Here is an 11,542-nt window from a genome sequence, read left to right as displayed (position 1 = left end):
ATTTTATACCACGTTGCGACACGCACGTCACAGGAAGACCAGTAGTTTTTTATGCTGTTTTGCGGGGAATTCAGTGCGATTTACGGCTGCAAAAACCGTTTGAGCGTCCCAAACAGTGATCCGGTGCCAAGGAACACTTCTTCAAGTACGGTAAAGTGGTTTGCACCCCATGCCTTATAGACCGAAACCTTGAGCCCGGCACTGCCGCAATAGGCACCATAGGCATCGCTTTGACGGACAAATTCCGGGCTTTCATTACCACCAACGACCACCATCAAACGTGCATCAAGTGGCACGCCATCAAGCATCGGCGAATTGTCGGCAGCCGATGCTTCGTCAAGGCGGACATCATCATTGATCGTGGTGTGCCGGATCGGTTCAAGATCAAAAACACCTGAGATCGGCACGATGGCTTCAAATGGCATCGCATCGCCAAGCGTTTCGGCCCAATCATGGGTGGCCAGACGGGCGACGATCTGCCCACCAGCGGAATGGCCAGAAATCGAAATCCGGTCACGGTCACCGTTAAAGTCTTCGATATGCTGGTAAATATAGGCGATGGCGCGTACGGCTTCTTCGGTGATGTCGGCCACTGTGACATCGGGACAAAGATCGTAATTCGGGCAGATGACCGTAAACCCGGCGGCGACCAGATCACGCGCGACAAACGCATAGTCCTTCTTGTCCTGACTGCGCCAATAGCCGCCATGGAAGAACACATGCACCGGTGCGCCCGGATCGGATGCCATGAAAACATCCATGGTTTCCTTGGGGCCATCGCCAAAGCGAACGTCAATCTTGCCGCCCAGCTGGCCGCGCGTTTCATCCGACAGTTTCACGAACCGTTCAAAATGGGTCATGAAGTCCGGCACGGTTTCGCGCGGATTATATTGCCATTCCAGCTCTGCTGCCGTGAAACCGCCCCAAGCCATCGGAACCTCATTATTATCGGTGAAAACGATCTCGTCCGGTTCAATCTTTCTTTAAATTTGGATTGTTTGCAATCACTTCACCAAATACATGGTGTTTTTAACTAAACTCACCAACGCACACGACCCGCAAAAAACAAGACTGCGCGACTGCTCCAACAAAAAAGAGCCATGACGGGGCATCACACCCAATCATGGCCCAAACCTTGGCCTGCCTCTGGCACGGGGACTTTTTAACGGCTCGAATGTGTGGCTTTTGAACCGCCTGCAACTGTCACAAGTTAAACTGCCTACCCGGCCTTCTTTTCGAACGGATCTTCGACAATCGGCCACAGGTCGCGGGTCAAATGGCGGTATCCGTTTGTTTTCGGATCGGACGGGTATGGTCCATGCACATCGACATAAATGATTTCGCCCGCAATCTTGGCAAACGAGTCATAAAAATGGTTCGTCGATTTAATAAAGAGATATTTCTTGGATGCCGGATCGATCCCCATGTTGGAAAACAGGCTGGGATCAAAGCTTTGAGAACGATTGGTATTGAGGATGACTTCCCCCCCGTCAGGCAGGATGATCACCACGCAATCGCCAAGGGGAACAATGCTTTCGCCGAAATATTGCCAGGCGTCACGTTTCAATGTTTTGACCCGGACCTCGGCATCGATTGGCGCGCCAGCATGCGCCCCGGTTTTCCCGCCAAAACGCAGGGGCAAAACCGCCCCCTCGCCCGCAGAAAAGCAGGTCCGCACGGCCATCGGATCCCACAAGGTACCAAAGGCATAATCGCTCAGCCCGCGTTCGATCACGGTTCGTAGCAAAATGGTGCTGTCGCCCGGAACGCCACCGCCCGGATTATCCCAGACATCGGTCAGAACAATCGGCTTGGCATCGGATGCCAATGCCTGATCAAGGGCGATTTCAGGTTTGAGGAATGTGGGGCGGGTGGCCCCGCGGAAACCAAACAACTCAACCCCCAGGTTTCGTGCAATCTGCTTGGCTTCCGCAGGGTTATTGTTGGTGGTGACAATCACCTTGGCCCCAAGATCCGGCACGTCACCAGCCATAAATCCGTGAATGAAAGATACCGACAGGATGTCACCCGTGCCTTCCATATCCTTGGCCCGATCAATGAACGACCGCATCGGTTCGCGCGATGTCGGCAACACCTCGATCATATGGCAGTCAAACACGGCCTTGGCCGGTTTGATTTCGCCGCGCAATGTGCGCAACACAAGGTCAACAACCGAACGCCCCGTTTCAACAAAATCGGTATGGGGGAATTCCTTGAACGCGACGATGATGTCGGCGCTATCAATGCGTTTCTGGGTCAGGTGGCTGTGCGGATCAAAGCTTGTCCCGATCACGACATTCGGGCCGACCAGATCGCGAATGCGCGCAAGAAGATCGCCTTCGCAATCAAGGTAATCCTGGGCCACCATCGCCCCGTGCAGACCAAGGATCACACCATCGACCGGCATGGCAGCGCGCAACTGCCCCAGAACTTCATCACGAAGCTGTTCATATGTTGCACGGTTTACCAGCCCGCCCGGCTCGGCCCAGGTGGCCGTGCCTTCGATCAGTTCCCAGCCTTCCTTTGCGGCACGCAGGCGACCTTCGGTAAAGACAGCACTGCAGAGCGTCGGCGTCACCGGGTGCTGGCCGGGCGGTGCATAAAAGCTTTCCTGAAAATCGGAAAAATCAGTGCGCAAAGGTGAAAATGTATTGGTCTCGGTCGCAATCGAGGCGCAAAAAATCCGCATGGCCCGTGCCTTTGTTATTGGTCTTTTGGTATCAAAAAATGAATTACGAAGGGGCGAGAACCCCGCCCCTTCGCAGATGGAGTGGATTATTCCATGTAGCGGTTGGCGTTGGCCTTCTCGACTTCTTCCTTGAACAGGTTCAGAAGTTCGACACCTTCATCGCCAAGGCTTTCCTGAACGTGTTTGACCACGACCGGCTGGGTTGCCTCTTTGAACTTTTCACGGTCTTCAGCCGACAGTGCGGTGATTTCCATCTTGTCCTTCAGACCCGCAAGACCACGATCAGAAGCCTCGATCACGCGTGACACACCGCGGCTTGCAACCACGCAGGACTGTGCGGCGTAACGGATGATCTTCTGCTGATCGGCGGTCAGATCATCCCAGAATGCCTTTGACAGCATCATGGTGTAGGGCGAGAACAGGTGGTTGGTCAGGGTCAGATACCCCTGCACTTCGTTGAACTTGGCAAAGGTCACGGTCGGAACCGGGTTCATTTGACCATCGATCACACCCGTCTGAAGGCCGGCATAAACTTCGCCCCACGCCATCGGATATGCTTCGGCACCAAGGGCCTGCATGATTTTCTGGTGGGATGGCAGCGACATGGTACGAATGCGGATACCCTTGAAATCTTCAAGCGTTGCAATCGAATGCTGCGAGTTGGTCACAGCAAAGAACCCGCCAGTATCCGGGAAACCAAGAACCTTTACATCACCAAGCGTATCCTCGATATCGCTTGCAAGGGTCTCGCCAAACGGGCCATCAAACACGTCATAGGTCGATGCGTTGCTGTCAAACGCGAACGCAAGGTTCAGGACATCAATGCGCGGATAATAAGACGCCAGCGCACCGGTCGAGGTCAGTGTGCCCTGGATCAGGCCGTCACGGACCATCTGGACATGCTCCGCAGCCGAGCCAAGCTGGTTGGACGGATAAACTTCGACTTCGATCTCGCCATTGGTGTCAGCTTCGACAATGTTGGCGAAAACAGCGGTGCAGGCATGCGCCGGATTTTCAAAAGCATCGGTCTTGTTGTCGTGCGCGAATTTAAGAACCTTCGGCTCTGCAAACGCCATCGATGTGCTGCCCATCAGCATCGCGGTTGCAAGGGCGGCTGCGCCCAAACGCTTTACGGTTTTCATTTCTACCTCTCCTTGATTTAACGACTTTATGTGTCCGGCATTTTTGTGGTGTGTGCCCCGGCCCGGACCTGACCGGGGCTGTCTCCTTAACCCCGCTGGCCTAGCGGAACCCCAGCAATCGCGGTATCGCAAGTGCCAGATCCGACCAAAAGGCAAACAGGAACAGCACGCCCAGCTCGGCCAATAGGAACGGCCAAAGTTGTGCGGCAATCTTTTCAAGCTTTTCACCCGTGACCGATGACAGAACGAACAGACAGGCCCCGACAGGCGGCGTCATCAGCGAGATATTGAGTGCCAGGATAAAGATGATCCCCGCGTGGATCGGGTCCATGCCAATCTGGATGGTCAGTGGCACCAGAACGGGGGCGAGAATGATCAGGATGGCGTTGATATCCATCACCATGCCAATCATCAGAAGCATCCCGACAATCATGAAAATCACGATATAGGGATTGTCCGAAACGCCCAGCACCATGGTCGCGACTTCCTGCGGGATGCGGTTGAAGCTCAGCCACCAACCAAGGATCGAGGCAAAGGCAATGATGACAAAAATCACCCCGGTCACGCGTGCGGTGCGCACCAGCATCGTAAAGAAATCAGCAAAGCTAAGCGCGCGATAAACAAACACACCGATGAACAGTGCATAGGCCACGGCAACCGATGCTGCCTCGGTCGGGGTGACAATCCCGCCCAGAATTCCGCCCAGAATAATCAAGGGCATGATGAGTGCGGTGATCGACGATTTGAAAATTTTCCAGACTTCCAGAAGCGATGCGCGGCGTTCGCTCTTTGGCAGGTTCTTGGTGCGTGCTGTCACTGCAATCACGGTCATGCAGATCAGGCAGATCATCAGACCGGGCAGGATACCGGCGGCAAACAGCCCCCCGATTGAAACGCCCATCAGCGATCCATAAACCACCATCAAGCCGGATGGCGGGATGGTCGGGCCGATGATCGAACCAGCCGCCGTAACCGCACAGGCATAATCACGGCGATACCCGCGTTCCACCATCGCTGGCACGAGCGTCTTGCCGAAGGCGGCTGCATCAGCCGTTGCCGCCCCGGTCAAACCGGCAAAGAAAACAGATGCCAGCATGTTGGTATGGGCCAACCCGCCGCGCATATGCCCGACAAGCGCCTGGGCGAACTTCACCAAACGGCTGGTAATGCCGATATGGTTCATGATTTCGCCCGCCAGGATAAAGAAGGGCATGGCAAGGAACGGGAAGACGTTCAATCCGTTAAAGACCTTGCTTGGGCCCTGGGACAAGAACATCCCCCCGCCCATGTCAAAGAGGCCAACAACCCCTGCCACACCCAGAGCAAAGCCGATTGGCATGCCCAGAACCATCAGAACGACAAAGATAATTGCGACAATCATTCCGCGCCCTCCGCAAGATCAGCCGGGATGAAACGGCCCTGATCACGCAAGGCAACGAGAAGGAGTTGGATGGCAGCAAGCAATGCCGATACCGGAACGGCCGCATAAGGAAGTCCCAGTGACATGCCAAAGATCATTGCCTGACGGCGCATCCCGCTTTCGGCAAAATCAAACCCGTAAATCGCCAGATAAAGAAAGGCCGCAAGCGCAATCAGATCGACGAGGAACAGGATGGTGCGCTGGATCGGCGTCGGCAGGCTCAAGACAAACATGCCAATGCCGATATGTTCGCGCCGCGCAATCCCCGCCGAGATCGCCAGAAGTGCGGCCCATATCATCAGATAGCGCGCCAGTTCTTCGGGCCACGGCAACTGCCAATGAAAAATATACCGGTCAACAACACCCAGCCAGACATCCAGCACAAGGACAAGCATCAGAACTGCAATGATGCGTTCCACCACCCAGTTCAGGCACCGGCTTGCGGTTGCTGCTGTGGTTTCAATACGGCGTAAAGCCATCTCCGCCAAACTCTCCACTGATCAAATGTTATGTACTTTTTCTACATGATGATGATGTTTTTGTAGTTTGTCTACATTATTTATCTCCAAAATTTCATAATTTTCACTCCAAAGCCTATCCTAAAACTGATATAAGTAGCTTAACTACATAAACTGTTTTCACACGAACCTTGCTTGCTGCAAGTTTTTGAACGGGAAATAAACCAATTGAATCAAGGATGAAGAATCCCGAGGTCATGTTGCCGACAAGCCGGAAATACCGACTTCGAACTGTCGGGTATTGAATAACTACATGGTCGATTTCGACCGGGTTAATGTCGGTCAGAACAACGATATTTGAAGTCAGAAAACAATCATTGGCAGCAATGCCATGACGCCAAAATTGAAATTGTGGCTATCGTCTGCAAACAGAAATAATGTTAGTTCACAACAGGGTGTCGGTTTTGACACACCAATCTAATAAACGGGTCAGGTCGATTCCATGCAACAAACCGCCGACATCATCAGCCTGCTGCGCAGCCAGTCGAGCAAATTTCCAAACCGCGAACAACTGGTCGCGGACTATGTCAGCGCGCATCTGGAAGACGTCACAACCATCGCCCTGTCCGATCTTGCCAAGAAAGTCGGAGTCAGCGAACCCACCGTTATTCGGTTTTGTCGCACTTTGGGATGCGACGGGTTTCGTGATTTCAAAATCCGCCTGGCGCAAAACCTTGCTGTCAGCATTCAGTATCTGACATCCGAAGACATTTCAGATGACACAACCGCAGCAGATGTTCTTTCAAGCCATGTGCTGGGCGTGATCATCGACAACCTGCGTCTTCTGCGCGATCAGATTTCATCGGATCAAATTGACCAGGCTGCCGACATTCTGGTCAAGGCACGTCAGGTGGCGTTTTTCGGGGTTGGGGGTGGATCGACAACCGTGGCGTTTGATGCCGCAAACCGCTTTTTCCGGCTGGGAATCCCGGCACAATCGCAAAGTGATGGTTATTTGCAGCGGATGCTGGCCTCGACCTTTGGTACTGAGGACGTGATTTTCGCGATCTCGACCAGCGGTCGCCCAACGGAACTTGTCCATTCCGCCGCCATTGCGCGCCAGTATGGCGCCAAGGTCATATCACTGACCAATCCGGACAGCCCGCTTGCAGCTGAAAGCGATCTGGTCATATCAATCAATATGCCGGAAAACCCCGACATCTATAAACCAACCGCCACACGCCATGCGTTTCTGGCAACAATTGATGTCATCGCGACAGCCGTGGCAAGACGCATGCCCGATCAGGCCAAGGAAAAACTAAGACGCATTCGTTCGTCCCTGCTAACGGTCAATCCCCCAACCGGTCGTCAGCCAGTCGGCGATTAAAGGTCGCGCCACCTTAGTAATCCAGACGATATTGCACGCCGGCCTTGCTATCGATTTCGGTGGTTTCGCTGGTCACACTGATGTTGGGCGTGACTTCAATCTCGACTTCAACACCACTTGATCCCGGCGTTGAACCGGCCTTGGTGCCGACATAGACACCCTCGGTCAGGTATTTACCCACCTTGACCTCTGGCCCGTCTTCGCCACCGCCAACCTGCAGCACGTCCGCACCGATAAAGCGTCGAATGCTGCCAACCACATCAAGACCTGTACCGCCACCTGACAGTTCATTTAACGCACTTGCCAACTGAACGGCTTCGACTGCCGAAAGGCTGCCCTGGGATTTACCGAACAGAACCTGTGACAGGATTTCGTCCTCAGGCAGTGACGGATTGGAAGACAGAACAAGTTCCGGATCACTCGACGGTCCCTGGAAGCCAGCCGTCACGACAAGGTCTTCGGTTGTGTAGACCCCCTCGATATCCAGCATCGGATCGGGCGGCGACGCCCCGGCAAAGGTGATTTGGGAATCCCGAATAACAAAGGTTTTGCCAATCACGTCCAGCTGCCCGCGCAGGGCCGACAGCTGCCCGCTGATGCGCGGATCATCCGTGGTGCCGGAAATATCAAGATTTCCGCCCCATTCGGAATCAAGTCCCTTGCCGCGCACAAACAAGCGTCCCGGGATATCCACCGTGACATCAAGATTGCCGACAAAGCTGTCCTCCGCATCCTTGTCGTCTTCGGCTGCCTGGGTTTGCGACGCTTCTGGCAGGTTTTCAACATCGATGGTCGGCACCGATTCCGGCAATGCCAACGTCAAATCCACTTCGCCGCGCAGGACCGAAACCTTGCTTTGAATATCTGCCTCTGACTGGGAGCCCGTCACACTGGTTTGTACATCGGCCCAGAATTGCAGTTCATCCTTGCGCGACAGGGCAACATTACGCAGATCGGCAGACACGTCATATCGCACCTCCCCGCCATCCAGGAGATCAAGATCAACTGATGCCTTAACCGTGCCATTGCCCCCGTCAGTCGCCGTAAAGGACGGGATGGAAAGGCCTGCCTGATCAAAGGTGCCGTCAAGCGCCATCTGATTAAGAATGGTGCCGTATTCAAGATTTTCGTAGCGCCCCTGTGCAAGGGAAACGTCCCCGTTCCAACGCACATCATCAAGCGTTCCAGCGACATCAAGCGAAAGCTTGATCTTGCCTGACACCTGATGATCAGGAGCCGGAACATAAGGCCAGAATTCGGCGATCTCGCCATTCAGGCGCACACGACCTGAAACCGGCGCGCCAAGATCGGGGCTGAAATCCTGTTCGAGCACAGAGACCGCAAGCGGCACCGTGCCTTCGGCAGTCAGGGCCTCAATATCGCCGTTGCCAAGTGATGCCTGGCCGGTAAGGGTGCCTGTCGCAAGCTTGATATCAAGCAGCATTTCAAACGGTTTTAGATCAGCAACTGCCTTTGCTGTAATGCCAGAGATCCGGCCATCGATCTGCGCTGTCGGCGAACTTCCCCGCGCTTCGCGGAAGCTGACATCGAGATTTGCTGTGCCGCTTAGCCCATCATAGCCGGAGATACGCCCCCATGGCCCCAAATCGACATCATTGAGATGGAGTTCACCCGCAATCGATTTTTGCCCGGCTTCCTGATCAAGACGTGCGCGCAGATGTCCGGTTCCAACGGTCAGATCCGCATCCAACTGTTGTCTGCCATTTGCCCGCAGAACGAATTGCAACGGTTTGCGCAGCGCAATGGCTTGATCCCCGATATTCGCGTCAAACCGGCTGGCCGTGACGCTGACATCATCACCGAGCGACACATCTGCAATCAAATCGGTCGAGATTGGAACATTGCCCTGATAGTGGCCTGAACTGTCCATTGTGATGGCAAGCGCATCCAGACCACCCTTGATATCAAGGGAAACGTCATTAACGGCAATTGCCCCGGCGATGATGTCACGCCCGTCAAGTTTTGCTGATATCTCAGGCACATCAAACGCATTGCCTATTGTCGCATTAAGTTCGACATCTTCGATGCGTGTCGGATTGGCGTTATCACTGCCCACCATCCGAAGCCCCCTTGCCGACGCCGATGCTGTGATGGTTTGGCGGTCATTTTCCGGGCGAAGGGCAATATCGGCAATTACTGTCCCATTGCCAAAACCGACACCAAACTGATCAAGAAATTCGGCATCAAGGTTTGAAAGCGCAATATCGCCACGCATCGGAACGCTGTAATCAGGCAAGGTGATGTCACCATTCAAAGCCAGATACTGCCCTTTCAGCGAGATCGCCTCGACCCGTAATTCATCCGAAGGCAACGAAACATTGGCAGCAAGTTTGAAAGCCCGGCTTCCCAGCATGAAGTCGGCATCATTGCCAAACGACAAGACAGATTGTTCCGACCAGGACATGCGGCTTGTCAGCAAAATATCCGAGAAGCTCTGACCTGCAACATCAAGGCTTGGCAAATTGAGTTCAATTGTTCCCGGTGGCGCCGACAAGGCACCTTCCAGATTGGCCGTCAGCGTGGCCGGGGAAATTTCAAGGCCAAGGTCGGGTGGCACAACACCCGGCGCGATATCGAGCTTGCTTTCAAGGGCCAGCTTATCAAACGCATCGGTGATGATCAGCTTCAGGGGGCCATTAATCATCGCCGTTTGCAGGGCGTCGACATCAACGCCCAGATCAAGATCGGGGGTCAGTGTGACCTTGCCGGTGATACGCGGTTCTTGCCCGACGATACGATCAAGGTCGGAAACCCCAAAGGTCGCCTGACTGGCGGAAACTTCAAGGCCGGTATTCAGGCCCTGCGTGCTCGACCATGTCAGGTCGGGGAATGCCACCTGCCCGCGCCCGCGCAAGTCAAGGCCGGAAATTGCTGAAAAAATTGAAAGATCGGTGACATCGGCGACAAGACCGGATGTCGTCACATTCAGGTTTTCGTCTATATCGGCCTGCCCACGCAATGCTATATCGGGCATACCCAATACCAGTTCACGGACCGAGATATTGGCGAAGTCCGGTGACATTTCGGCATCAAGCGACAAGCTCTGTTCTGCGCCAAGAAATGCGCCAAGCCCCGGATCATTCCACTCCGAACCAGATGTCAGAAGTTCCAGTGTCGCCAAAAGGGTATCATCAACGTCGTCTGTGGTAGGCATATCAGCCCGCAGGGCGACATTTGAAATTTGGGAAACAGGTGTTTTGACATCGCGCCCATCAAGGCGCAAAGCAAGGCCTGGCATTGCCAAATTGCCGTCCGCCTGCACAGTAAACCCAAGCTCTGCCCAAGAAACTGCACCATCGAAAAGTGCAGACATTTCGGGGTTAATATCGGCATTGATATCGGCCGCAATCCGGTTTTCATCCAGATTGATCTCGGTTACCCCGGACAATGACAGCGCATCAGCCATCACAATCGAAATGCGATCAAAAGCAAGGGTTTGGTCCCCTTGATCAAAAGTCCCGCCAATGCCCAGTTCGACAGTGTTGCGCAGCGGTTCGGGCAGTTGTTCGGTGACGCGTTCCTGCGGGGCAAGTCCACCATCCAGGGCAAAACTCAGAACATCCGATGACAATTGCACGCCAACGTCGCTTTGAAGCGATGCATAGCCTGCAGCCGAAAGATCAAGCTTACCCTTCCAGTCATTGGCCGGGCCATCTCCGCTCAGTGCGATATTGATATCGGTCGATACACTTGGATCGACACCGGCCAGAGTCATAACCAGTCCATCACGGCCCAGCGCCCCGTCAATTTCGGCCGACAATTTTTCGCCGGGTCCATCAAAATCCAGATCAAGTTTGAGGTGATCTGCTCCGCCATCGCGTGGCTGCAGATCAAGAAATGCCGTTGCTGACAGGTTGGTTCCAACCTTTGCACGAGCATTCAGTGCATACAAAAAACTTTTGCCGGTAACCTGATCAACAATGGCGATCTCGCCAAGGGTCAATTCATCAAGTGCGACGGACAGTGGCAAAGCAAAGCCACCACTGGCTTCATCGTCTTCTTGAACTGTTTCGGGCGTTGTGCCATCGGGCAAAATGACATTTGCCGAAGCCACGGCCACACGATTGACCTGCAACTGCCCACCAAACAGCGCAATCGGCGACCAGTCGAACGCGACATCCTGAATATCGAGATGCAACCCGTCCGAAGGACGATCCATTATCAGGCTGTCCAGAGTCAGACCGGTCCAAAGACTGCCTTCGAGGCGCCCTAATTCAAAGCTGCTGTCGGTTGCCGACGAAACAGTTTCATTTATCAGGGGCGTTGCCATCCGAAGAACCGGACCCGTCCCGGCAACAGCAATCGCCCCCACAAGACCAAACACAGTTCCGCCGAGCACATAGGCGCCAGAGCGCAGCCATTTCTTTGCTGAACGTGGCCCACTGAATGTTTTTTGATCTTTCGGTGGCAAAGAGTCAGACCCGG

7 protein-coding genes are annotated in these 11,542 nt (G+C 54.2%); 1 reads left to right on the top strand and 6 read right to left on the bottom strand.

The features are described 5' to 3' along the window. Nucleotides 1-80 precede the first annotated feature (80 nt). The 5 genes from AUQ43_RS03270 to AUQ43_RS03250 all read right to left on the bottom strand — a co-directional run bounded on the left by AUQ43_RS03270 (nt 81) and on the right by AUQ43_RS03250 (nt 5,730). Nucleotides 81-932 (bottom strand): alpha/beta hydrolase, encoded by an 852-nt coding sequence (locus tag AUQ43_RS03270; protein WP_062954389.1) that lies wholly within the window; start codon nt 930-932, stop codon nt 81-83. Between the two features lie 287 nt (nt 933-1,219). Beyond that, the gene (locus AUQ43_RS03265) at nt 1,220-2,689 is read right to left on the bottom strand and encodes a M81 family metallopeptidase (RefSeq protein ID WP_062954388.1); all 1,470 of its coding nucleotides are present in this window, start codon (nt 2,687-2,689) and stop codon (nt 1,220-1,222) included. Nucleotides 2,690-2,775: 86 nt separating this feature from the next. Further along, the gene (locus AUQ43_RS03260) at nt 2,776-3,831 is read right to left on the bottom strand and encodes a DctP family TRAP transporter solute-binding subunit (RefSeq protein WP_062954387.1); all 1,056 of its coding nucleotides are present in this window, start codon (nt 3,829-3,831) and stop codon (nt 2,776-2,778) included. Nucleotides 3,832-3,931: 100 nt separating this feature from the next. Next, the gene (locus tag AUQ43_RS03255; protein WP_062954386.1) at nt 3,932-5,212 is read right to left on the bottom strand and encodes a TRAP transporter large permease; all 1,281 of its coding nucleotides are present in this window, start codon (nt 5,210-5,212) and stop codon (nt 3,932-3,934) included. Continuing rightward, nucleotides 5,209-5,730 carry a TRAP transporter small permease gene (locus tag AUQ43_RS03250; protein WP_062954385.1) on the bottom strand — a complete coding sequence of 174 codons (522 nt, stop codon included), beginning with the start codon at nt 5,728-5,730 and terminating at the stop codon, nt 5,209-5,211. Before AUQ43_RS03250 ends, AUQ43_RS03255 begins: the two co-directional genes overlap by 4 nt. Nucleotides 5,731-6,211: 481 nt before the next feature. Between AUQ43_RS03250 and AUQ43_RS03245 the strand changes: the two genes are divergently transcribed. Further along, nucleotides 6,212-7,096 (top strand): MurR/RpiR family transcriptional regulator, encoded by an 885-nt coding sequence (locus AUQ43_RS03245; RefSeq protein ID WP_062954384.1) that lies wholly within the window; start codon nt 6,212-6,214, stop codon nt 7,094-7,096. 13 nt (nt 7,097-7,109) lie between these two features. On the opposite strand, the gene AUQ43_RS03240 is transcribed toward AUQ43_RS03245, so the two are convergent. Further along, on the bottom strand, nt 7,110-11,528 hold the full coding sequence (locus AUQ43_RS03240; protein ID WP_232310571.1) for a translocation/assembly module TamB domain-containing protein: 4,419 nt from the start codon (nt 11,526-11,528) through the stop codon (nt 7,110-7,112). Nucleotides 11,529-11,542: the final 14 nt, after the last annotated feature.

The organism is Thalassospira sp. MCCC 1A01148, assembly GCF_001613795.1.
Lineage (GTDB): Bacteria > Pseudomonadota > Alphaproteobacteria > Rhodospirillales > Thalassospiraceae > Thalassospira.
The sequence above is the reverse complement of the archived record's forward strand: the minus strand, read 5'-3'. Positions and strand labels throughout refer to the sequence as shown.

What these genes read in the sequence shown, in the direction of transcription:
- AUQ43_RS03270 (WP_062954389.1), bottom strand. Translation starts at nt 932, where the DNA reads ATGGCTTGGGGCGGTTTCACGGCAGCAGAGCTGGAATGGCAATATAAT.
- AUQ43_RS03265 (WP_062954388.1), bottom strand. Translation starts at nt 2,689, where the DNA reads ATGCGGATTTTTTGCGCCTCGATTGCGACCGAGACCAATACATTTTCA.
- AUQ43_RS03260 (WP_062954387.1), bottom strand. Translation starts at nt 3,831, where the DNA reads ATGAAAACCGTAAAGCGTTTGGGCGCAGCCGCCCTTGCAACCGCGATG.
- AUQ43_RS03255 (WP_062954386.1), bottom strand. Translation starts at nt 5,212, where the DNA reads ATGATTGTCGCAATTATCTTTGTCGTTCTGATGGTTCTGGGCATGCCA.
- AUQ43_RS03250 (WP_062954385.1), bottom strand. Translation starts at nt 5,730, where the DNA reads ATGGCTTTACGCCGTATTGAAACCACAGCAGCAACCGCAAGCCGGTGC.
- AUQ43_RS03245 (WP_062954384.1), top strand. Translation starts at nt 6,212, where the DNA reads ATGCAACAAACCGCCGACATCATCAGCCTGCTGCGCAGCCAGTCGAGC.